Origin of the sequence: Promicromonospora sp. NPDC060204 (assembly GCF_042728455.1) — a bacterium.
In the GTDB taxonomy this organism is placed as follows: Bacteria; Actinomycetota; Actinomycetes; order Actinomycetales; family Cellulomonadaceae; genus Promicromonospora.
The window spans coordinates 27629-48480 of the sequence record NZ_JBHWZO010000002.1; the positions used below are offsets into that span (position 1 = coordinate 27629).

19 protein-coding genes and 1 tRNA gene are annotated in these 20852 nt (G+C 73.3%); 8 read left to right on the plus strand and 12 right to left on the minus strand.

What is annotated here, in order from left to right:
- Positions 1 to 206: 206 nt before the first annotated feature.
- From ACFWEJ_RS00455 to ACFWEJ_RS00465, 3 genes are all read right to left on the minus strand, one after another.
- On the minus strand, positions 207 to 2459 hold the full coding sequence (locus ACFWEJ_RS00455) for an FtsX-like permease family protein (protein WP_377227232.1): 2253 nt from the start codon (positions 2457 to 2459) through the stop codon (positions 207 to 209).
- A complete protein-coding gene (locus ACFWEJ_RS00460; protein ID WP_377227233.1) occupies positions 2459 to 3262 on the minus strand; it encodes an ABC transporter ATP-binding protein in 804 nt (267 codons plus the stop codon). Before ACFWEJ_RS00460 ends, ACFWEJ_RS00455 begins: the two co-directional genes overlap by 1 nt.
- Before the next feature lie 139 nt (positions 3263 to 3401).
- Positions 3402 to 4262, minus strand: a complete 861-nt coding sequence (locus ACFWEJ_RS00465; protein ID WP_377227234.1) for an enoyl-CoA hydratase/isomerase family protein — start codon at positions 4260 to 4262, stop codon at positions 3402 to 3404.
- 55 nt (positions 4263 to 4317) lie between these two features.
- On the opposite strand from ACFWEJ_RS00465, the gene ACFWEJ_RS00470 reads away from it, so the two are divergent.
- Entirely contained in the window at positions 4318 to 4674 is a 357-nt protein-coding gene (locus ACFWEJ_RS00470; protein WP_377227235.1) for a winged helix-turn-helix transcriptional regulator, read from the plus strand.
- 16 nt (positions 4675 to 4690) lie between these two features.
- On the opposite strand, the gene ACFWEJ_RS00475 is transcribed toward ACFWEJ_RS00470, so the two are convergent.
- The gene (locus ACFWEJ_RS00475) at positions 4691 to 5152 is read right to left on the minus strand and encodes an Lrp/AsnC family transcriptional regulator (RefSeq protein ID WP_377227236.1); all 462 of its coding nucleotides are present in this window, start codon (positions 5150 to 5152) and stop codon (positions 4691 to 4693) included.
- Between the two features lie 109 nt (positions 5153 to 5261).
- Here ACFWEJ_RS00475 and ACFWEJ_RS00480 point away from each other — a divergent pair, with 109 nt between their 5' ends.
- Both ACFWEJ_RS00480 and ACFWEJ_RS00485 read left to right on the plus strand, forming a co-directional pair.
- Positions 5262 to 6578, plus strand: a complete 1317-nt coding sequence (locus tag ACFWEJ_RS00480) for an amino acid permease (protein ID WP_377227237.1) — start codon at positions 5262 to 5264, stop codon at positions 6576 to 6578.
- Positions 6579 to 6613: 35 nt separating this feature from the next.
- Positions 6614 to 6739: a hypothetical protein gene (locus ACFWEJ_RS00485; RefSeq protein WP_377227238.1), complete on the plus strand. Its 126-nt coding sequence runs from the start codon at positions 6614 to 6616 to the stop codon at positions 6737 to 6739.
- Between the two features lie 173 nt (positions 6740 to 6912).
- On the opposite strand, the gene ACFWEJ_RS00490 is transcribed toward ACFWEJ_RS00485, so the two are convergent.
- Both ACFWEJ_RS00490 and ACFWEJ_RS00495 read right to left on the minus strand, forming a co-directional pair.
- A tRNA-Leu gene (locus ACFWEJ_RS00490) sits at positions 6913 to 6997 on the minus strand.
- A 176-nt stretch (positions 6998 to 7173) separates the two neighbouring features.
- The gene (locus ACFWEJ_RS00495; RefSeq protein WP_377227239.1) at positions 7174 to 8100 is read right to left on the minus strand and encodes an SDR family NAD(P)-dependent oxidoreductase; all 927 of its coding nucleotides are present in this window, start codon (positions 8098 to 8100) and stop codon (positions 7174 to 7176) included.
- 101 nt (positions 8101 to 8201) lie between these two features.
- On the opposite strand from ACFWEJ_RS00495, the gene ACFWEJ_RS00500 reads away from it, so the two are divergent.
- Positions 8202 to 9095: a helix-turn-helix transcriptional regulator gene (locus tag ACFWEJ_RS00500; RefSeq protein ID WP_377227240.1), complete on the plus strand. Its 894-nt coding sequence runs from the start codon at positions 8202 to 8204 to the stop codon at positions 9093 to 9095.
- On the opposite strand, the gene ACFWEJ_RS00505 is transcribed toward ACFWEJ_RS00500, so the two are convergent.
- The 3 genes from ACFWEJ_RS00505 to ACFWEJ_RS00515 all read right to left on the minus strand — a co-directional run bounded on the left by ACFWEJ_RS00505 (position 9070) and on the right by ACFWEJ_RS00515 (position 11736).
- Positions 9070 to 9990 (minus strand): NADP-dependent oxidoreductase, encoded by a 921-nt coding sequence (locus tag ACFWEJ_RS00505; RefSeq protein ID WP_377227241.1) that lies wholly within the window; start codon positions 9988 to 9990, stop codon positions 9070 to 9072. The two genes, ACFWEJ_RS00500 and ACFWEJ_RS00505, sit on opposite strands and share 26 nt — an antisense overlap.
- 128 nt (positions 9991 to 10118) lie before the next feature.
- Positions 10119 to 10865 carry a phosphotransferase family protein gene (locus ACFWEJ_RS00510; protein WP_377227242.1) on the minus strand — a complete coding sequence of 249 codons (747 nt, stop codon included), beginning with the start codon at positions 10863 to 10865 and terminating at the stop codon, positions 10119 to 10121.
- 52 nt (positions 10866 to 10917) lie between these two features.
- Positions 10918 to 11736 carry a DUF427 domain-containing protein gene (locus tag ACFWEJ_RS00515; protein WP_377227243.1) on the minus strand — a complete coding sequence of 273 codons (819 nt, stop codon included), beginning with the start codon at positions 11734 to 11736 and terminating at the stop codon, positions 10918 to 10920.
- Between the two features lie 191 nt (positions 11737 to 11927).
- Between ACFWEJ_RS00515 and ACFWEJ_RS00520 the strand changes: the two genes are divergently transcribed.
- From ACFWEJ_RS00520 to recQ, 4 genes are all read left to right on the plus strand, one after another.
- Complete coding sequence (locus ACFWEJ_RS00520) at positions 11928 to 12362, plus strand: hypothetical protein (RefSeq protein ID WP_377227244.1); 435 nt, start codon at positions 11928 to 11930, stop codon at positions 12360 to 12362.
- Between the two features lie 61 nt (positions 12363 to 12423).
- The gene (locus ACFWEJ_RS00525; RefSeq protein WP_377227245.1) at positions 12424 to 12876 is read left to right on the plus strand and encodes a hypothetical protein; all 453 of its coding nucleotides are present in this window, start codon (positions 12424 to 12426) and stop codon (positions 12874 to 12876) included.
- A 141-nt stretch (positions 12877 to 13017) separates the two neighbouring features.
- On the plus strand, positions 13018 to 14184 hold the full coding sequence (locus ACFWEJ_RS00530) for an aminotransferase class I/II-fold pyridoxal phosphate-dependent enzyme (protein WP_377227246.1): 1167 nt from the start codon (positions 13018 to 13020) through the stop codon (positions 14182 to 14184).
- A gap of 70 nt (positions 14185 to 14254) precedes the next feature.
- Entirely contained in the window at positions 14255 to 16138 is a 1884-nt protein-coding gene (gene recQ, locus ACFWEJ_RS00535; protein ID WP_377227247.1) for a DNA helicase RecQ, read from the plus strand.
- A gap of 9 nt (positions 16139 to 16147) precedes the next feature.
- On the opposite strand, the gene dinB is transcribed toward recQ, so the two are convergent.
- From dinB to ACFWEJ_RS00550, 3 genes are read right to left on the minus strand one after another with little or no spacing between them, the layout of a single operon-like run.
- The gene (gene dinB, locus ACFWEJ_RS00540) at positions 16148 to 17404 is read right to left on the minus strand and encodes a DNA polymerase IV (protein ID WP_377227248.1); all 1257 of its coding nucleotides are present in this window, start codon (positions 17402 to 17404) and stop codon (positions 16148 to 16150) included.
- Positions 17405 to 17446: 42 nt separating this feature from the next.
- Entirely contained in the window at positions 17447 to 19954 is a 2508-nt protein-coding gene (locus ACFWEJ_RS00545; protein ID WP_377227249.1) for a HEAT repeat domain-containing protein, read from the minus strand.
- A gap of 59 nt (positions 19955 to 20013) precedes the next feature.
- Entirely contained in the window at positions 20014 to 20841 is an 828-nt protein-coding gene (locus ACFWEJ_RS00550; RefSeq protein WP_377227250.1) for a GNAT family N-acetyltransferase, read from the minus strand.
- Positions 20842 to 20852 lie beyond the last annotated feature (11 nt).

The following is a 20852-nucleotide window of genomic DNA, read 5'->3' on the forward strand; positions in this document are numbered from 1 at the left end:
GAGGTGGTCGTGGGCGAGAACACGGACGAGGCTGGTCTGATCTCCATGTCCTCGAACCTAGGTTCGGGGCCTGGGCCACTGACATGGTGGAAACCGCCGAAGGACCGGGAGTTTTCCTCCGCACGGCAGATCGCTGGCCCCAGCCGCGTAGAAACAGAGAGCCGCCCCCACCGTTCTGCGGTGGGAGCGGCTACCCGGGCACGCTGCTACTCGACCGAGACGGCCGCCTCGGCAGGTCGCCCGCGCGTGGCCCGCCATGCAGGAAGCAGCGTCGCGCCGAGGGTCAGCAGGACGACCAGCGCGACGATCGCCGCGTACACCAGCGGGGACCCGGCGGGTATCACGGAGCCGAGCCGTTTGAGGCTCACCGGGACCAGGATGCCCAGCGCCGCGATGGTGCCGAGGGCGAGACCCGTGACCGCGACGATCGCCGCCTCGATCCCGACCATCTGCATCACCTGACGGCGGGTCGAGCCCACGAGCCGCTGGAGCCCGAACTCTCGCTGCCGCGCCGACGTGCTGGACACCAGGGTGTTGATCATGGTGATCGCCGAGTACCCGACGAGCATGAGCACCATGATGTAGATCGCGTAGGACGCTGTCTTCTTCTGGTCCTCGTACTCGTCGAACAGGATCTCCCGGTCTGCGACAGTCAGCCCGTCCGTGGCCGCGGTCAGCCGGGTCAGGTCCGCCACCAACTGCTCTGGATCGGTGCCGTCCTGCGCGCTGACCAAGATGCGTGTCGGGAAGCCGGCGGTGGTGTGAGCAGCCAGCGTGTCGGCCGGGAGCAGCAGCGTGTCGTAGTCGTCCGCGGCGGAGAACAGCGCGGCCACCCGCACGTCGAGGAAGGTGTTGTCCCCCATCCGGAGCGTGATCGGGTCACCCACGCCGACGCCGAGGGTGCCGGCGTGCCCGTCCTCGATCGCGACCGTCGCGCCGTGCAGGTCCGTGAGCGCACCGGCAGTGACGTCGACCGGCGTGCTCGCGGCCGCGTTCTCCGCGGTGACCCCTTGGAGGGTCCACCCCTCGCCCATCGGTGACACGTCGTGCGGGCTCTCGACGAAACCGACGCTGCTGACGTACTCGGATGCTCCGGCGACGCCGGGCAGCTGGTTGATCTCCTCGACCAGCTGTGGGTCGATGCGGTCCTCGGCCGTCAGCACTGCGTCGGCGACGATGCTGCCGGTGAACGCCTCCTCGTCGGCGGCGTCGTTCGTCGTCTGCAGGTACAGCATTCCGGTCGACACCCCGGTCAGGAGGATGACGGGGCCCATGACGGCAGCGAGCCGACTGGTCCGGCCGCGTGCGTTGAGCACCGCGAGGTCGCCCGTGAGCCCGCCGAGAGCACGCACCGGCCACTGGACGGCGAAGATCATGACCTTCGCCAGGACCGGCGCCAGCAACGCGAGCCCGATGGTGAACACGATCACCGCGGGGGCGGCCGTCGCCGGGGCGAGCGGGCCGCTCAGCACCGCGACGGTGACGATGGTCAGCGCGATCCCGGCCGCGACGAAGAGCAGCCCGGCCAGGACTCGCCATCCGCCAATCGCCCGGTTGTCGAGCGAGGCCTCGGCGAGCGCCTGGCTCGGCTTGGTCCGTGCCGCCCGCCGTCCCGCGCCCAGTGCACCACCGAGGGCCGCGAGGATCGCCACCGCCATCGCCGCTATCGACGGTATCCAGCCCTGGTGGAAGGCGACACCCACCGTGGCGATGCCCTGCTCGGCCAGGAAGTCGAACACTAGCTCGCCCAGGAGCTGGCCCGGGAAGTAGGACGCGGCGGTGGCGATCAGCGCGAGCACCAGCGTCTCGCGCAGGACGAGCCGACGCACCTGTCGCGGGGTCGCCCCGATGGCACGCAGCAGTGCCAGCTCCTTCTGTCGCTGAGCGATCGACAGCCCGAGCATCGATGCCACCCCGAAGATGGACACCAGGAGTGCGAAGGCGCTGAAGGCGCCGGCGAGAGAGACCACGTTCACGCTGGTGGCGGTGGCGTCACGCAGCTCGGCCCGGCCTCGTTCGTCGCCGACGAGGGTCAACGTCTCGCCGTCCAGCTCTGCGTCGATCCGCTCGCGCAGGTCTTCGACGTCTGCCGTCGGCTCGGCGACCACGCCGATGGCGTCGACGGTCCCCGCCGGCGGGCTGCCCTCGAAGACGTAGCTCCTGGTCTCTCGCACGCCGGGTAGCGCCGAGATGACGCTCTCGAGCCCGGCGTCGATGCGGACCCGCTCGGGCAGGATCGCCGGCTCGTCCTCGTCGCCTCCGGGTGCGCGGTGCGTCTGGTCGCCAGCGACGACCACGTCCGCAGCGCTCAGCTGCTGCGGAGGGGCGGCCGCGCGGATGCCCGTCTCGATCAGTCCGCCGCAGGCCATCAGGACGATCGCGGCGAAGAACATGGCAAGGAAAGCGGCCACGAACGTGCCCGTGCGGAAACGCAGGGTGCGGAGCGCGAGCTGGAGCATCAGTACTGTCCTCCCACGGCCGTCGACGGCGCCAGGGGCGATTCGTCTGCGTAGGCGCCCAGATGGGTCATCCGCTCGGCCACGGCGTCCGCCGTCGGCGAGCGGAGCTCGCCCACCACGCGCCCGTCGGCGAGGAACAGCACACGATCGGCGTAGGACGCCGCGACCGGGTCGTGCGTCACCATCACGATCGTCTGGCCGGTCTCCTGCACCGAACGGCGCAGCAGACCGAGCACGTCCCGTGCGGTCCTCGTGTCCAGCGCACCGGTCGGCTCGTCGGCGAAGACGACCGCCGGCTCGGTGATCAGTGCCCGTGCGATCGCCACCCGCTGCTGCTGCCCGCCGGACAGCTCCGCCGGGCGGTGCTTGCGCCGTTCGCGCAGACCCACCTGTTCGAGCACGTTCGCCACCCGGTCCTTGGCCGGGCGCCGGCCTGCGAGCCGGAGCGGCAGCGTCACGTTCTGCTCCACCGTCAGGACCGGGAGCAGGTTGAACGCCTGGAAGATGAAGCCGACCCTGTCCCGCCGCAGCTCGGTCAGCTCGGTCTCGCTCATCGTGCTCAGCTCGCTGTCCTCCAGGACGACCGAACCCGACGTCGGCTGGTCGAGCCCCGCCGCGCACTGCAGCAGCGTGCTCTTGCCGGAGCCGGACGGACCCATGATCGCGGTGAACGTGCCCCGCCCGAACTCTGTCGTCACCTCGTCGAGCGCGACGACCTCGTTCCCACGCCTGCCATAGACCTTGCGGACAGCCGTCAGCCGGACCGCGTCGGTCGCTGTGCCTGTGCCTGTGCCTGTGAGCATTCCTCGCACCGTTCCCCCGTGCCGCGCCGGGTTGCGCGGGCACGTCATGACGCTACGAACGCGAACGGACAGCCCACCATGGTGCCAGCCGGTCAGCCGCGGTAAGGAAAACTGCATTCTCGGCCGAGCGGGGCCACGGTCAGATCGAGTTCACGATCCGCTCGTGCTCCAGCTCCCCCTCGCGAGTCTGGATCCCCGCCGCCAGCAGCTCGTGCGCACGCCGTGTGACGTCCGGTCCCATCGTCGTCATCAGCCCGTCGTTCTCCACCGCGTACGCCGCGCGTGGGACCGCCGGCGCCATCGCGTTCACCGCCGCCTTGATCGCGGACACGACCTCCGGCCGGAGGTGCGCGATCCGCCCCGCGAGCTCGCTCACGAAACCGTCCAGCTCCGCGGCCGGAAGAGCCCGGTTCACCAGCCCGTATCGCTCGGCCAGCTCCGCGTCCACGAGTTCGCCGCCCAGGATGAGCTCAAGGGCACGGGCACGGCCCGCCAGGCGGGTCATGTTCACGGTCCCGCCACCTCCGGGAAGGATGCCCATCAAGGCCTCCGTCTGCGACTGACCCGATCTGCCGGTCGCCGCGAACCTCATGTCGAGGTACATGAGGAACTCGTTGCCGGCACCGCGCGCGAAGCCGGACAGCTTGCCGATGGTGACCTGTGGCAGCTTGTGCACCTCCTCGCTCATGGCCTGCAAGATGTTCATGCCGTCTGGCACAGGGGCGTCCTCTGCGGCGGCGATCGCGGCTCGGGTGGCCGTCGACAAGGCGTCCGGGTCGGTGAGGTAGCCCATGTCCCCGTGCGCACTGAAGAACTCCGGGTCGGCGCTCTCGAACACGATCACGCGGATGCTCTCGTCCCTCCCCACCCGGTTGATGAACCCGCGCAGCGACGGCAGCAGGACGCCGTCCATCAGGTTGAGGGGAGGGTGGTCGAGTGTCACGGTCGCGACGCCGTCCGATGATGTGATCCGGAGGCCGGGCGCGTTGTCGTAGCTCATGAGTCGTGACCCTAGGAAGCGCCCGGGTTACCGACCGGGAACCTAGACTCGTGCTATGTCCGAGCTGGCTGTCGACATGTTCGACGAGATCTGCCCATCGGCGATGCAGCCCCTACGGATGAAGGACAAGTGGGCGCCGATGGTCCTGCGCTGTCTGGAGGAGGGACCACGCAGGTTTTCCGAGCTACGCGTCCCGCTGCACCGCACCAGCGCCAAGGAGCTCACCCGGTCGCTCCGCAACCTGCAGCATGACGGCTTCGTGTGCCGGACCTCGGCAGGGCGCACCGTGACCTACGAGCTCACTGACCTCGGGCGCAGCCTGCTCGACCTGCTCGACACGGTCTATGCGTGGAGCGACGAGCACGGTGCGGACCTCCTCGACGCCTACGACCCTGACACCGAGGGCGGCTGAGGCAGACCCGAACGGATCATTCCTCGGACAACCGTTGGTGCACCCGCTTCTGCGCGCTCTGGAAGACGATCTGGCTCCGGAAGGTGACGACCTCCCGTGGCTGGCTGAGGCGGTCGATGAGGAACGCGTGCAGGTGGTCGAGGTCCCGGGCGGTCACGTGGGCGAGTAGGTCCTCGTCTCCGGCGAGGACGTAGACGGCGATGACCTCGGGCAGCTTGATCAGGGCGGCCTTGAACGAGTCGATCACATCGCGGTTGAGCGGGCGCAGCCGGATGGAGACGAACGCCTCGACCCTGCGGTTCAGCGCTGACGGGTCGATCTCGGCGTGATACCCGAGGATGACGCCGCGGGCGCGCAGGAGCCGTACCCGTTCCAGGCAGGTGGATGGTGCGATGCCGAGGCGGCGGGCCAGGTCCCGGTTGGTCTGCCGCGCATCGCGCTGGAGTTCCTGCACGATCGCCGAATCAAGTTCGTCCATGGTCGGGAGACTATCGACTGTGCCGAATGAAGTTCGGCCTTGGCTCCGGATGCACGTTCTTCTGCTTACGCTCGCGCTGAATTTATGGCCATACAGCAGAGGACGGTACATGGAAGAGAACGCTCGCCCGGGCACGCACCGCGCCCAAGGGCTCGGCGTCGTGACGGGTTCGGTCATGCTGCTCGGCGCGGTCCTCGGGCCGGGAGCGCTGGCTCTGCCCACGCTGGCCGCCGACGCCGCCGGGCCCGCGTCCTTGCTGGCGTGGGCGCTGTTGCTCCTCGCCAGTATCCCGGTCGCGGCGACCTTCGCGGCGCTCGGTGGCACCTATCCCGACGGCGGAGGCGTGGCACACTTCGCGGCGATCGCCTTCGACGGACGGATCGCCGCGGCGGTCAGCTGGTGGTTCCTGGCGGCTGTGCCGCTCGGCGTCACGGCCGCCGGACTGATGGGCGGGCAGTACGTCGTAGCCGCTCTGGATGCGGGTCCCGGGTTTGCCATGGGTGTCGGCTTCGGCCTGCTCGTGGCGTCGTTCGTCCTGAACGCCGTCGGCCTCCAGGTGACCGGACGGATCCAGGTCCTGACCGCCGCCATCATGGTGACCCTTCTGGTCGTGGCCGTCACGGTCTCGCTCGACAGCGTGCGCTCCGAGGCGTTCACACCGTTCGCCCCTCACGGGTGGGCCGGCGTCGGCACCGCCGCCACCGTGCTGTTCTTCGCGTTCGCCGGCTGGGAGGCCGCCACCCATCTCTCGGCGGACTTCGCGGACCCTGGTCGTGGCCTGCGTCGCGCGACGGCGCTCACTCTTGCCCTCGTGATCGTGCTCTACCTCGGGCTGGCGGTCGTCACGCTCGGTGTCCTGGGCCCTGCCGCCGGACACGACCCGGCGCCGCTGCTCACCCTCCTCCAGCGGTCGTTCGGCACCACCGGCACCGCGCTGGCCACCGCTGCCGCCCTGCTGCTGACCTTCGGGGCCGTCAACGCCTACCTGGCCAGCGGCGCCCGGCTGGGCGCGGCGCTCGGACGGGACCGGACACTGCCGCGCTGGCTCGTGGGCCGGACGACGCCGGCTCGCGAGCCACGCCGCAGCCTGGCGTTCCTCGCCGCCTGCTGCCTCGTCGTCACCGTCCCAGTCTTCGGCGGTGTCGTCACGCTCGACGGACTGGTCCGCGCCACGTCCGCGCTGCTCGCGGCGGTAACCCTCACCGGCACCCTGGCCGGTATCAGACTGCTGCGCGGATGGCAGCGCGGCAACGCAGTCGTGGCGTCGGTGTTCCTCGGTGTGGTGCTGGTGTTCTGCGGTGCGCTGCTCATGATCCCCGTGGGCATCGGTGCCGCCGCAGTGCTTGCTCAGCTGCGGCGCCATGACGGCGAGCGCCCCTCACCCGCGTCCGACGGGACTCATGCAGCAGCCCGCACACGGCGATAGGCAACCGATGCCACCCCCGCAGACGGTCGTCGCGTGTGGCGCACTCCTACGCGACGACCGGCCGTGCCGTCGCGCCGATCATGGTCGAGTACCGGACCGAGGCCGAGCTCGCCGAGGTGGGCCTCCGCGGGCAGCGCGGACCGGCGGGTCGATCGACGTGAAGCAACGAACCCAGGACCTGGCGACCGTCGGTGGATCGCTCCGGGTGCTGAGCCGCGACACAGACAAAGAACGCCGAGACCTCTACGAGGATCTCGGCGTTCGTCTCGGCTCCGACGCACTGCATCGGAGACCGCCTGCTGGGTAAACCCGCTGGTCACAGCGGGTTGAAGAGTGTCCGGAGGGGGACTTGAACCCCCACGCCCGATAAAGGGCACTAGCACCTCAAGCTAGCGCGTCTGCCATTCCGCCACCCGGACAGGTGACCCGTTCTCGGCGTTTCCGCCTTCCCGGTGCGTGGAAAAACATAGCACGCAGAACGGGTCGGGTCCGAATCGAAAAGCGTGTGACCTGGGCCGCTCTGACGGCGGGCGGCCCAGGTCCCGCCCGAACACCGGCGCGGGGCCACGCGGACCAGGCCCCGGCGCCCCGCCCATCAGCCCAGGAGCTCCTCCGTGACCTCCCACAACCGCCGCTCTCGCTCCGGATCAAGCGCGAACGGTTCCACCTCGCGCTCGGCGGTCTTGACCACGAACGCGCCGTCACGCAGGTGCGCCCAGCGCTCGTCGAGGGCCACGGCCGCCAGCAGCGGACCCGAGCGCTCCGGGGTCGAGACCCCGGGGATGCGTCCGACCGCGCGTCCCACCCGCTGCAGCGCGGGCCCGTGCTCGCGCGACAGGCCGCTGCCGGGCATGAACCCCGGCTCGAAGACCGACACGGCGACGCCGTCGGGCAGGCGCCGCTGCAGCTCGTGCGCGTAGTAGAGGATCGCGAGCTTCGAGTTCGAGTAGGCGACGCCCGCGTCCCGGGTGCCGGGCTCCGCACCGGCGTCCGCCGGCCGCGCGAGGTCCAGCGGGTCGCGCCACTCGGCGGGCGGCACGCCGAGCAGACGGCGCGGGGTGTTCAGGTAGTACGTGTTGGAACCGAGCAGCACGATCCGGGCCGGAGCCGCGAGCGCACCCGCCACCTCGCGCACGAGCTGGGCGTGCGCCAGGTGGTTGACCGCGAAGGTCAGCTCGTGGCCGTCCGCGGACGCCGTGCGGGTGTCCGCCACGGACACCCCTGCGTTGCCGATGACCGCGCGCAACGGCCGCACGGCGCCGTCGGCCAGGAGGCGCCTTGCCTCCTTTCCTGCGGCACGGACGTCGGCGAGGCTCGCCAGGTCGGCACCGATGGCGTGGGCGGTGGCGCCCGCCGCCCGGGCATCCGCCGTGATCGCGTCGAGCCGTGGGCCGGGCCGCCCCACGAGGAGCAGGTCGGGACGGCGCTGCGGGCTGCGGTTGGCCATGGCCAGCACCGCGGACCGGCCGAGGCCGCCCGTCGGTCCGGTGATGAGCACGGTTCCGGTGGTCGAGGTTGTCATGCTGCCATCGTGGGTCGGCAGGATGCCGCGGGGCAGTCGTCGGGTTGTCGTAGGACCGGCAGGGCCACCACAAGCGCGCAGCCGGGGCGCAGACTGGAGCGATGGAGCTCGGACCAGCGATACGACACTGGCGCGACCGCGTCTCGCCCGACGCCGCCGGGATACCGGTCGGCTCCCGCCGGCGCGCCGCGGGGCTACGCCGGGAGGAGCTGGCCCAGCTCGCCGGCATCTCCGTCGACTACCTCACGCGGCTGGAGCAGGGGCGGGCCACCGCGCCGTCGGACCAGGTCGTCGAGGCGCTCGCCCGGGGTCTCCGGCTCAGCGAGCCCGAGCGCGAGCTGCTGTTCCGGCTCGCCGGCCTGACCGCCCCGGGGCGCGGACTGGTCTCCACCCGCATCACCCCCAGCGTGCAGCGGATGCTCGACCGGTTCGACGGGCACCCCGTGGTCATCTTCGACGCGATGTGGAACCTCGTGACCGCCAACGCCGCCTACGACGCCCTCATGGGCCGGACCACCGCGTGGCGCGGGCCGGAGCGCAACGCGGTCTGGCGGCACCTGCTCGGACCCGCCTCACGCGTGGTCCACTCGCCGCAGGAGGAGGCCGACCTGGTGGCGAACCTCGTGGCCGACCTGCGGCTGACGGCGACGCGCTACCCCGCGGACCCGCGCCTCCGCCGGCTCGTGGCGGACCTCAAGGCGCAGAGCGCCGAGTTCGTGCGCCTCTGGGAGGCGATCGACCTGATCGCGCAGGAGGCACCGGCGAAGCTGAAGACGGTCGACCACCCCGAGGTCGGTCGCATCCGGATCGACTGCGACACGCTCGTCGTCGCCGGGGACGACCTGCGGATCATGGTCTACTCCTGCGAGCCCGGCACCGAGGACGCGGAGCGGCTGGCGCTCGCGATCGTCCTCGGCAACCAGGCCATGCGGGAGCGGGCACCGAGCAGCCAGGGGGCCGACGCCGCCGTCACTCCCCCGCCGCCACCTCGATGATCGTCTTGCCCGGCACGCGCCGTCCGGCGAACGCGGCCGCCGTCTCGGACAGCGGCCGGACGGCCCCGACCACGGGCCTGAGCCGGCCGGAGCGGACCCGCTCGGCGAGGTCGGCGAGCCGGGCACGGTCGGGTTCGACGACGAAGAAGATGGCCCGCCCGTCCTTCGGGTGCACGGTGGGCGGCGCGGCGATGGTGACGACGGTGCCGCCCGCCCGCACCAGCTCGGTCGACCGCTGGAGCACCTCTCCGCCGATGACGTCGAACACCAGGTCCACCTCGCCCGCCTGACCCAGCTCGCCGGCGTCCAGGTCGAGGAACGTGTGCACCCCCAGGTCACCCGCGAGGTCCCGGTCCCCCGCACGGCCGGTGCCGATCACGCGGGCGCCCGCCGCGCGCGCGAGCTGGACGGCGATCGAGCCGACGCCGCCCGCCGCGCCGTGCACCAGCACGGTCTGCCCGGACCGCAGGCCGCCGTGGTCGAACAGCCCCTGCCAGGCGGTCAGCCCGGAGATGGGCAGCGCGGCGGCGACGGTGTGGTCCAGGTCGGCCGGCAGCGGTGCGAGGTTGCGCGCCTCCACGGCCGTGAACTCGGCCAGGGACCCGTCGCGGCTCCAGTCGGTCAGCCCGAACACCCGCTGGCCCACCGTCAGGCCCGTGGTCCCGTAGCCGAGGCCGGCCACGACCCCCGAGAGCTCGTGGCCGGGGATGGTCGGCGTCCGGTCGCGGCCGGAGCGGTCGACCCAGGTGCCGGGCCAGTCGAGCTCGCCCGGCGTGAAGCCCGCGGCGTGCACGCGCACGACGACGTCGTTCTCCGCTGCGTGGGGGTAGGGCGCGTCGACCAGGACCAGGCCGCCGATACCGGCGTTCCGGTCCTTTGCGGTGATCGCTCGCATGGTGGTTCCTCTCGGTGTCTCGGGTGCTGCGGACTCCATGCTGCCCACGGCCCGGCGGTCCGCGCCGCCCGAGTCCGGCCACGACCCCCCGAGATCCGGACCCGGTCCGCAGCGGTACCGGCGCCGACCTACGGCTCCCGCATCCGGGACCTGAGCACGTCGAACTCGCACCCCGGCGCGTCCGGGTCGAAGCCGTGCTCGACCAGCCAGCGCGACGCCGTCAGGCTGCGCAGCGACCACCAGGCCCGGATCACGTCCCGGTCCGCGCCTGGGCCGTAGCCGGCGAGCAGGTCGTCCAGGCGCTCCTCGTGCCCCAGGGTCAGGATGGCGAGGTCCAACATGGCGTCACCCGGCGCGGCCTCGGACCAGTCGATGACGCCGGTGACCTCGTCGCCGTCCACGAACACGTGGGTGATCTGCAGGTCGCCGTGGACGAACGCGGGTCGGTACGGCCGGAGCGCGGCCTGCGCGATCTCGCGGTTGCGCCGGACCACCTCGGCGGGCAGCACCGCGTTCTCCAGCAGCCACGCGCACTCGCGCTCCAGCTCGGCCGCGACGTCGTCGAGCCCGCGCCCCGGCCAGGGCGGGGGCGGCGCGTCGTGCAGCCTCCGGATGGCGGCGCCCGCAGCGGCCCACGCCGCCGACGACGCCGCGGAGGGTTCGCCGAGCACGCCGAGCGCCGTCCCGGGCACGGCGGCGATCGCGAGCACGGGCGGCTCGTGCCAGCGGATCGCCGGGGTCGGCACCGGCGCCAGAGCCATCGCCCGGATCTCGACGTCCGCGTGCGCCGGGTCGCCGTCGACCTTCAGGAACACGTCGCCGACCCGCAGCGTCACGCGCTGGCTGTGGGCAACGACGACCTCCACCTCGTCCATGGCGGCCATCCTGACGGAACCGGCCGCCGATCGCGCCGGTTTTTCCTGCCGTCTACGGCTGGCCGACCCGCACGCCGTCGACCCAGACCTCCAGGTCCGGGTTCTTCTCCTGCCAGAAGCAGACCATCCCGGCGATCCGCAGCCCCTCCCGCAGCGGGGTGTCGTAGCCCCAGACGACGTCGCGCAGCCGCAGGTCCCCGACGCGGACCGTCCAGTACGCCGCCGTGCCCTTGTACGCGCAGTAGCTCACCGTGTCGGTGGGCGTGAGCAGGTCCATCCGGACGTCGACCTGCGGCAGGTAGTACCGCGGCGGCTGCCCGGTCTGGACCAGGACGACCGGTCGGCGCGACTCGGCGACCACCTCCCCACCCGCCACCACCCGGACGTGCCGGTTCGACGGCATCGCGTCCACCCGCACGTACGGGTCGCGGGCATGGGTGTGGATCACCTCCTCCTCGGCGAGCCACGTGTCCAGTGCCGACCAGTCCAGCGTCACCGCGTCGCGCAGGGCCACGAGCGGGGCCTGCGGGTAGCGCTGGGCGGCGCCGGGCAGCACCGTCTCCCCCACGCCGTCAGGGACGACGACGTCGAACAGCTCGCCGGGCCCGAGGCTCCTGGACCGGCGGCCGGGGCCCGCGGGGCGCAGCCCGACCCTCAGCTCGCCGGGGGCGAAGAAGTACTGGGGGTAGAACCGGTGCTCCCAGACCAGCAGCGGCGGGTCGGCGTCCGCGACGAGCACCCCCGACTTGTAGGCGCGCACCCGCACCGAACCGGGCTGGGCCGTGCCCGGCTGGATCACCACCGCGCTGCGCACGATCTCGCCCTGCGCCGCGTCCCTGCGCACGGTCTCCCGCTGCACGATGTCGCTCATCGTCTCCGCCACCCTTCGTCGTCCGTCGCGGCCCGCCGCCGCCCGCCCGCCGGGGGGCGGTTCTCGCGCACCGCTTCTGCCCACCCGACCGGCGAGCACCCCGATGTGTGACCGTCCCGGGCTGGGCGAGACACCGGGCGCCGGGGCGCGCCCGCCGGACGAGTGTCAGTGGTGGGGTGTTTCCTGGACCCATGAACAGACCGGACCCGGACGGCACGAGCCGGAGGACGCGGTTCGCGATCGACGCCGTCACCGCGGTGCGCCTGGTGCGCGAGGACCCCGGCGCGGGCGCCCACGTGCCGCTGGTCGCTCCGGCCGCGCTGCGCAGCCATGCCATGTCGATCCTCTACCGCGACACCGACGCGGGGCTGCTGGACGAGAAGACCGCACGGGCGCTGCTCGAACGCGTCGCCACGCTCAAGGTCCGGCTGCTGGGCGACCGGGTCTCGCGCGCGACGGCGTGGAAGGTGGCCCGGCAGCTCGGCTGGCACGACACGGGGCAGGCCGAGTACCTCGCCGTGGCCACCCTGCAGGCCGACGTGCTGGTGGCGGGCGACCGCGACATCGCGGCGGCGGCGCAGGGGCTCGTGCCCCTGGCCACGTACGACGACCTGCGCCGGGCCTGACCCGGCGGGGGGGGGACGGGCCGCGCGTGACCGGCCGCTGGCCGTGCGCCACAATCCTGCCGTGACCACCCTCAGGTTCGAGCTCAGCACGTCCGTCCCCGTCGGCCCGCGCGCCACGATCGACTTCCTGGCGGACCTCACCCGGCACCGCGGCCTGCACCCCTACCTGGTGTCCGCCGACGTCGTCGCGAGCGGCGCCGGCCCGGACGGGCCGTGGCAGGACTGGCACGTCGTCGAGCGGCCCCGGCTCGGTCCGCTGCGGTACACGATCCGCTTCCCCGCCCGGATGGTGCGGGCCGGCGACGACGTGCTGACGTCGGCCGTGCGGGCCGCACCGGGCTGCACGCTGCGCACGGTCACCCGGGCGACGGCGGCGGGCGACGGGGCCCTGCTCACGGAGACGACCGAGGTCACCGCCCCCTGGCCCGTGGCCGGGTACATGACCCGCCACGCCCGCGCCGCGCACGAGCGGACGTTCGCGCTGCTGCCCGGGGAGCCGAGCCGGCTCCGGTAGGCGGAACCGGGTGGGCGAGCCCTGCCGCAGGGTTCGCCACGCCGTGCGACACGCCGAGCGGCACGCCGTGTGCGCCCGGCGGTTCGGGGGCATCATGAGGAACATCGGGGGGCGGCCGCATCTCGCGAGAGGAGCCGCGGCATGGAGCTGTCCGACCGGGCCAGAGCAGCGCAGGACGCCATCGAGCCCGTCACGTCCTTCTTCGTCTCGCTGCGCACGATGGACCGGCAGGCCGGCGTCGTCGACCTGGCGTTCGGCGACCCGCACGAGATGCCGCTGCGGGGCCTGGTCGACGCGCTGCGGGCGAACCTCGAACCTCGCGCCACCGACTGGTTCGCCTACAAGTCGAGCCTGGCCCCCGCCAGGGAGACGATCGCGGAGGGCCTGCGCGGCGAGCTCGGCCTCCCGTTCGACTCGGACGACGTGGCCATGACCCAGGGCGCGTTCGGCGCCATCGCGCTGGCGTTCCGGCTCGTGGCCGACGCCGGGGACGAGGTGGTGTTCCCCGAGCCCGGCTGGTTCTACACCCCGATGCTGCGCGCGGCGAACCTGGTGCCGGTCCGCGCGCCGCTGACCCCCGACGGGTTCGACCTGGACGTCGACGCCATCGCGCGGGCGATCACGCCGCGGACCCGCGTCGTCGTCGTCAACTCGCCCGCGAACCCCACCGGGCGCGTGTATGCCCGGGACCGGCTGGTCGAGCTCGGCGCGGTGCTGGAGGCGGCGTCGGCCAGGAACGGACGCCGCATCTGGCTGCTGTCCGACGAGCCGTACCGCCGGATCAGGTTCGACGGGATCGGCTTCACGAGCCCGGCCGAGTGCTACCCCTGGACCCTGGTCGACTACAGCTACGGCAAGGTCCTGCTCGCGCCCGGCCAGCGCCTCGGCTACCTCGCGTTCTCGCCCCTGATCCCCGACGACGTGCGCACCGAGCTGCGCGCCGCCCTGCTCCCCCTGCAGATGGGCCTCGGCTGGACCTTCCCCGACGCCCTCATGCAGTACGCGGTGCCGGCCCTGGAGACCGTCTCGATCGACGTCGCCGAGCTGCAGCGGCGCCGCGACCTCATGGTCGCCGCGCTCGGCGCGGCGGGCTACGACCTCACCGTGCCCGAGGGCACGTTCTACCTGTGGAGCGCCGCGCCGGGCGGTGACGCGCCGGCGTTCGTCACGGCGCTCGCCGGGCGGGGCGTGTTCGTGCTGCCCGGCACCGTCTTCGACCGGGCCGGCCACTTCCGGATCAGCCTCACCGCGACCGCCGCCATGCTGGAGCGGGCGCTGCCGGCCCTGCGCGAGCTGGCGCCGCGCTGACCTGCCGGGAAACGCCCCACGCCGTCCGCCCGTCCCGCTCGTGTCAGCGTCCCCTGGCACACTGGCGGCCATGACTCCTCCGGACGCCGCCTCGACCGAGCTCGACGTGACAGGACCCGCGCTCGACCTGGCGCCGACGCCGCTCGACGTGCTGCGCACCGTGTTCGGCTACGACGCCTTCCGCGGCGAGCAGCAGGAGATCATCGACACCGTGACGAACGGCGGCGACGCCCTCGTGCTCATGCCCACCGGCGGCGGAAAGTCGCTGTGCTACCAGATCCCGGCGCTCGTGCGGCGGGGCACCGGCGTGGTGATCTCGCCGCTGATCGCCCTGATGCAGGACCAGGTGGACGCCCTGGAGGCCCTCGGGGTGCGCGCCGGGTTCCTCAACTCGACCCAGGACGCGGACCAGCGCCGCCAGGTGGAGCAGGCCTACCGGTCGGGCGAGCTGGACCTGCTCTACCTCGCGCCGGAGCGGCTCGGCGTCGAGTCCACCGCGCGGCTGCTCGACCAGGGCACGATCGCGCTGTTCGCGATCGACGAGGCGCACTGCGTGTCCCAGTGGGGCCACGACTTCCGTCCCGACTACCTGCGCCTCGGCACGCTGGCCGAGCGGTGGCCCGGCGTCCCCCGTGTCGCCCTGACCGCAACGGCCACCCAGCACACCCGCGAGGAGATCGCGGACCGCCTGGGCCTGGCGGAGGCCAGGCACTTCGTGGCCAGCTTCGACCGGCCCAACATCACCTACCGCGTCGCGCCCAAGGACAGCCCGCTGCGGCAGCTGCTCACCCTGCTGCGCACCGAGCACCCCGGCGAGGCCGGGATCGTGTACTGCCTGTCGCGCGCGTCGGTCGAGAAGACCGCCCAGCAGCTCACCGACCAGGGCATCCGCGCCCTGCCGTACCACGCGGGCCTGCCCGCGCCGGTGCGCGCGGCCAACCAGGCGACGTTCCTGCGCGAGGACGGCGTCGTCATGGTGGCGACCATCGCGTTCGGCATGGGCATCGACAAGCCGGACGTCCGGTTCGTGGCGCACCTCGACCTGCCCAAGTCGGTCGAGGGCTACTACCAGGAGACGGGCCGCGCGGGGCGTGACGGCCTGCCGTCGACGGCGTGGCTCGCCTACGGCCTGGCCGACGTCGTCCAGCAGCGCAAGATGATCGCCGAGTCCGAGGGCGACCTCGCCCACCGCCGCCGGCTCTCCTCCCACCTCGACGCGATGCTGGCGCTGTGCGAGACCGTGGAGTGCCGCCGCGCCCAGCTCCTGCGCTACTTCGGCCAGCAGCACCCCGGGGACTGCGGGGCCTGCGACACCTGCCAGAACCCGCCCGAGGCCTGGGACGGCACCGTCCCCGCCCAGAAGCTCCTGTCCGCCGTGTTCCGGCTGGACCGCGAGCGCAACCAGCGGTTCGGCGTGGGGCACGTGGTCGACATCCTGCGCGGCAAGGCCACGCCCAAGATCACGCAGTGGGGGCACGACAGCCTCACGGTGTTCGGCGTGGGCGAGGACCTGTCGGACGGCGAGTGGCGGTCCGTGGCGCGCCAGCTCCTGGCGCAGGGCCTGCTGGAGGTGGACTCCAACCACGGCACGCTGCTGCTCACCGAGACCAGCGGGGACGTGCTGGGCCGACGGCGCGAGGTGCGGCTGCGGCGCGACCCGGCCCCGGCTGCGGGCGCCCGCCGGTCGTCCCGGTCCGGGGGCGCGAAGGCGGAGGTGGCGGCGCTGGCCGACGCGGACCAGGAGGTGTTCGAGCGGCTGCGCGCCTGGCGGGCGGCGGCCGCCAAGGAGCAGGGCGTGCCCGCCTACGTCGTCTTCCACGACGCGACGCTGCGCACGGTCGCCACGGAGCGGCCGGGCGACCTGGACGCGCTCAGCGGCATCAGCGGTGTGGGCCAGGCCAAGCTGGAGCGGTACGGCGAGGGGATCCTGGCGGCGCTGCGCGCCGAGGAGTAACGCCCGTGCTCACACGTCGGGCTCGGCGAGCTCGCGGAACTCGTCGGGCACGGCGCCGCCGCGGCGCAGCACCACGGGGAGGTAGCCGACGGCGTCGCCGCCGAACCGCGTGCGGATCGCGTCCATCGACTCGTCGACGGCGCCCCGCGCCGCGCCCGGCGCGGAGCCGGGACGCCACGGGTCGGGCGGGTCGAGGTCGAGCTCCAGCTGCACCGCCGACTGGTCGGCGATGTTCGAGACGGAGACGCCGAGCAGCGTGATCTCGCACGGTGCGGCGTCGTCGATCGCGGACCAGGCCAGCCGCACCGCGACCTCGGTGAGGGTGAGCGTGGCGGACATCGGGACCGGCAGGGTGAGGGACCGCGTCGCCCGCTTCATGCCCGCGAACCGCACGGCGACCGTCACGGTGCGGCCCGCCCGCCCCTTCGCGCGCAGGCGCCGCGAGACCCGGTCGGACAGGTGCGCCAGGACCGCCCGGACGTCGTCGGGCTCGGGCCGACGCCGGCTCAGGGCCGACTGCGCGCCCACGGAACGTGCGCGGCGGCTGGTCACGACCCGGCGGGGGTCCTCGTCCTGCGCCATGGCGCTGAGCTTGTGCCCCACGGCATGCCCGAGGATGTGCTCGACCGCGGTCGACGGCGTCCGGGCCAGCTCGCCGATCGTCTTGATGCCGAGGTCCGCCAGGCGCTGCTCGTTGACGGGCCCCACGCCCCAGATCAGGCTGACGGGCAGCGGGTCCAGGAAGGTCCGCTCGGCCCCGGGGTCGACGACGACCAGGCCGTCCGGCTTGGCCACCTGGGAGGCGATCTTCGCGAGGTGCTTGGTCCGCGCGGCGCCGACCGAGATCGGGAGCCCCACCTCGGCACGGACGCGTTCGCGGATCCGCGCCCCGATCGCCGCGGGCGGGCCGAACAGGTGGGTCGCCCCGGACACGTCGAGGAACGCCTCGTCGATCGAGATCCGTTCGACGATCGGCGTGACGTCGGCCAGGACGTCCATCACGGCGTCGGCCAGCCGCTGGTACTCCCCGAAGTGACCCCGGACGAAGACGAGGTCGGGGCAGAGCCGGGCCGCGCGCCAGCCGGGCATCCCGCCCTGCACCCCGTAGGCCTTGGCCTCGTACGAGGCCGCGAGCACGACTCCCCCGCGCGGCCCGCCCCCGACGGCGATCGGCCGTCCGCGGAGGCCAGGATCCAGCAGCTGCTCGACCGACGCGTAGAACGCGTCGAGGTCGGCGTGCAGGATCGTGGCCTCGCGGACGGACATGACAGCATTCTACTCGAACACGTGTTCTATCAAACGAGCAGGTCAGGGGTTCGCGTACATCTGCACGACGACGCGGTCGAAGCGGCGCACCTCGAGGTCCTGGCGGGTGATCGTCCAGTACAGGATCCCCATCGGCACCCCGACCCACTGCGCGAGCACGACCCAGTCCTCCGGGCGGGACCACCCCTCTCCGGGCCCCTGGAACGCCGAGCCGCTCGCCGGATCCCCGTAGCCGTCGAAGTCGTAGGCGTGGCCGCCGAGCTCCCACTCGCCGCCCCCGTCGGACTGCTCGGACCAGACGGCCTGCAGCGTCTCCGCGTGGGGGTGCTCGGCACCGGCCTCGGCGTCGAGCGGGCAGGAGGGCAGGGACACACCGGGAACCAGGCGGAGGTCACCGGTGTGCCGCAGGGCCTCGTCCAGGTCCTCGGGAGAGTCGTACTCGTAGGGCTCGTAGGCGGGCGAGGCCTCGCGCTCCTCGACCGGCGTGCCCGCCGGGACGTACACCGCGCCGCCCGCCAGGAGCTCGTCCTCCAGCTCGACGTTCGCGAACAGGAGCAGGTGACCGTCGGGCGGCAGCGCCAGATCGGTCGCACCCGGCGCCATCGCCGCCAGGTCGAGCGTCGCGATGAGCTGGTACTCGTCGGTGCGGTCCGGGCCGTACACCGTGCCAGGCGTGGGCGCGTCCGGCGGGAGCATCAGGGGGCTGCCGAGCCGGCCGACGACCGGGCCGCCGCGGTCGGGCGCCGTCCGCAGCGTCGGGCGCGCCAGCCCGAGCCACCGGTCGACGTCGTCCGCCGGGACGCCCCGGTCGAGCGCCCGCTCCCGGAACCGGTCCAGCCACGACAGCGTGGACGGGGGCAGGTTCCGGACCGACGCGGGCAGCACACCCGGCCCGAAGTCCCACCCCGGCTCGGGTCCGACCACGCCCGGCTCCCCCAGCTCCACCAGCCACTCCGCGGCGGACGACCGCGTCGTCGCGTCGCCGTCGGACAGCGCCGCCCGCGCGGCGGCCCGAGCGCCGGGGTGGTCGCCGAGCACGCGGCGGGCGGCCAGGCGGTGGCGGTCCGCGGCCAGCGCGAACGACGTCAGGCGCGGGACGAGGGGCTCGGGGACGGCGGGGAACCTGGCGAGGATCGTCAGGATCATCGCCCTCGTGTCGACGGCCTCCTCGTCCGGGTGCCGCTTCCCGTCGCCGCCGTCGAGGTACTCGTCGGCGAGGTCGAGGCGTTCGGCGAACAGCGGCCACCAGCTCTCGGCGTCCTCGGGCGTCAGCACGGCGCCGAGCTTCCGGCCCCGGCGGCCCGTCCGGGTGACCAGCAGCTCCGCGGCCCACCGGTCCGCGTCGGCCCTGCCGGTGGCGCGGCGCGCGTCCCGCAGGGCCCGCACGTCGGGTATCCGCGCCAGCTGGTTCCCGATGGAGTGCCAAGGACCCCAGTCGCCCGGCCTGCTCACCGGCGGCAGGGCGTGCAGGGCCCGGAGCTCCTCCGCGACCTTAGCGTCCTGGGGCAGCACGACCGGGGGCACGGAGTCGGCCTGCGCCGGACGCAGCACCCGCACCCGGACGACGACCCGGCGCAGCAACCGTTCCCGGTCCGGGTCCAGCGGCCCGACGCCGCCGTCGCCCTCGGCCTCGCCCCCGGCCAAGGTCTCCTCGATCGCCACGACGCCCCCGTCGAGGCCGGCCAGGCGGGCGAGGGTGTCCGGCAGCCGGTCCGGCGGCGCCGTCCGCAGGTGCCGCCGCAGCACCTCGATCTGCCGGGGCCCGTCGAGCCGGGACAGCGCGGCCAGCGCCTCCACGCGGACGCCGGCGTCCGCGTCCACGGCCAGCTCGGCGAGCAGGTCCGCGTGCGCCTGCGGGCCGCGCTCGCACAGGGCTGCCACCTGGCGCCGGAGGTAGAGATCGAGCCCCCGGGCGACCTCCGCGAGCGCGTCGGTGTGCCGGGCGAGGAAGGCGGCGCCCGCGTCGCTCTCCAGCATCTCTCGGCGGGCGTTCACCCCGTGGTGGTGGTCCCCGTACAGCAGCGCCGACAGGGTGGCGTGCTCGGCCGACCGGCCGGGCGCGCCGCCGGTCCGGGCGATCTCCGCGACGACGTCGGGGCTCCACCGCAGCCGCACGTCCGCCGCGCCCGCCGCATCCTTGGCGCTGCTCAACCGCGCGACGTCGTGGGCCAGCATCAGCAGCCACGACGGTTCACCGTCTTGACCGGCCCGGGCGAAGACGGCGTGCAGCACCTGCCCGAACCGGGCGAGCACGTCGACCGGCGCGGTCCGGTAGACGGTGCGCAGCGCGGCGTCGGCGTCCTGCCGGGTCCATCCGGGATGCAGGTCGGCGACGGCCGCTGCCTGCTCCTTCGGGTGGTAGCCCTCCGGCTCGGCGATCAGCTTCGTGCCCTCCGGCCGCTCGCGCAGTCGCTCCAGGACGCCCGGTCCAGAACCATGCACCACGTACTCGACCGCCGGGTCGAACACCTGCGACACCTTCAGCGGCGCGAGGCAGTACCCCACCGCGGCAACCAGGGCCGACGCGCCGTCGGCGTCCGGACCCGCCATTTCCCGTTCATATATGTGCATATCGGGAGTTTACGGACGAGGTCTGACACGCCCCGGGCTCAGGCCGTCCGGGCGAACAGGTGCCGGCTCCCGATCACCCTGTACCCGAGGCGCCCGTAGAGCACCTGGGGCCAGTCGTCGGCCGCGGCGAGCAGGAACCGGGTGCCGCAGCCGGCCTCCTGGGCACGCCGGGTCGCGTCGTCGAGCAGGGCCTGGGCGTACCCGCGGTTGCGGTGCGCCGCGTCGGTCAAGACGTCCTCGATCTGCGCGAGGCCGCGGGCCGGGTCCAGGTAGAGGTCGGCGCGGGCGACGATCCCCCGGGGCGCGGCCCCGTTCGCGACGACGCCGGCAGTCCCGGCCTCCGGGTCACGGACCGCCAGGAACACGACGCCGTCCGCCCCGAGCGTCCGGGCCCGACGCCGGCCCACGAGCTGCTCGACCGCCTCCGGCGACGCGTCCGGGAGGGCCCCGCGCCAGTCGCGCCGCTCCATGTCCGCCAGGTCGTCGGCGGTGACCGGCTCGACCACTACCGGACGGCGCGGTGCGGCCGGCAGCGCCCCGCGCTCAACCATCACCAGCTCGACGTCATGGGTGTACCCCGCCTGCTCGAAGGGTCCGGCGAGCGCGGCGCCGAGGTCGTCGTCGTCCACCACCACGAGCCGGTGGCCGAGGCCGGCCCCGCCGAGCACGTCGTCCGCGAGCCGGAGCGCGTCCGGCGCGGCGACCTCGCCGCGGAGGCAGAGCTTGTTGTGGTCGTGGGACGCGGCGTAGCGGGGGCTGAGCACGGCGAACCCGCCGGGGAGATCGACGACCCGCTCGGCCTGCCGCCGTTCGACGTCCCGCAGGAAGTCGCGCACCAGGTCGAGGGTCATGCCGTCGTCGCTCATGGCACGAGGGT

Bases quoted from the DNA above. Each gene is read 5' to 3' on its own strand.
- ACFWEJ_RS00465 (WP_377227234.1), bottom strand. From the start codon at position 4,262: ATGAGCTACGACAACGCGCCCGGCCTCCGGATCACATCATCGGACGGC.
- ACFWEJ_RS00480 (WP_377227237.1), top strand. From the start codon at position 5,262: ATGGAAGAGAACGCTCGCCCGGGCACGCACCGCGCCCAAGGGCTCGGC.
- ACFWEJ_RS00500 (WP_377227240.1), top strand. From the start codon at position 8,202: ATGGAGCTCGGACCAGCGATACGACACTGGCGCGACCGCGTCTCGCCC.
- dinB (WP_377227248.1), bottom strand. From the start codon at position 17,404: ATGTCCGTCCGCGAGGCCACGATCCTGCACGCCGACCTCGACGCGTTC.
- ACFWEJ_RS00495 (WP_377227239.1), bottom strand. From the start codon at position 8,100: ATGACAACCTCGACCACCGGAACCGTGCTCATCACCGGACCGACGGGC.
- recQ (WP_377227247.1), top strand. From the start codon at position 14,255: ATGACTCCTCCGGACGCCGCCTCGACCGAGCTCGACGTGACAGGACCC.
- ACFWEJ_RS00520 (WP_377227244.1), top strand. From the start codon at position 11,928: ATGAACAGACCGGACCCGGACGGCACGAGCCGGAGGACGCGGTTCGCG.
- ACFWEJ_RS00460 (WP_377227233.1), bottom strand. From the start codon at position 3,262: ATGCTCACAGGCACAGGCACAGGCACAGCGACCGACGCGGTCCGGCTG.
- ACFWEJ_RS00470 (WP_377227235.1), top strand. From the start codon at position 4,318: ATGTCCGAGCTGGCTGTCGACATGTTCGACGAGATCTGCCCATCGGCG.
- ACFWEJ_RS00475 (WP_377227236.1), bottom strand. From the start codon at position 5,152: ATGGACGAACTTGATTCGGCGATCGTGCAGGAACTCCAGCGCGATGCG.
- ACFWEJ_RS00505 (WP_377227241.1), bottom strand. From the start codon at position 9,990: ATGCGAGCGATCACCGCAAAGGACCGGAACGCCGGTATCGGCGGCCTG.
- ACFWEJ_RS00550 (WP_377227250.1), bottom strand. From the start codon at position 20,841: ATGAGCGACGACGGCATGACCCTCGACCTGGTGCGCGACTTCCTGCGG.
- ACFWEJ_RS00545 (WP_377227249.1), bottom strand. From the start codon at position 19,954: ATGGCGGGTCCGGACGCCGACGGCGCGTCGGCCCTGGTTGCCGCGGTG.
- ACFWEJ_RS00510 (WP_377227242.1), bottom strand. From the start codon at position 10,865: ATGGACGAGGTGGAGGTCGTCGTTGCCCACAGCCAGCGCGTGACGCTG.
- ACFWEJ_RS00515 (WP_377227243.1), bottom strand. From the start codon at position 11,736: ATGAGCGACATCGTGCAGCGGGAGACCGTGCGCAGGGACGCGGCGCAG.
- ACFWEJ_RS00530 (WP_377227246.1), top strand. From the start codon at position 13,018: ATGGAGCTGTCCGACCGGGCCAGAGCAGCGCAGGACGCCATCGAGCCC.
- ACFWEJ_RS00455 (WP_377227232.1), bottom strand. From the start codon at position 2,459: ATGCTCCAGCTCGCGCTCCGCACCCTGCGTTTCCGCACGGGCACGTTC.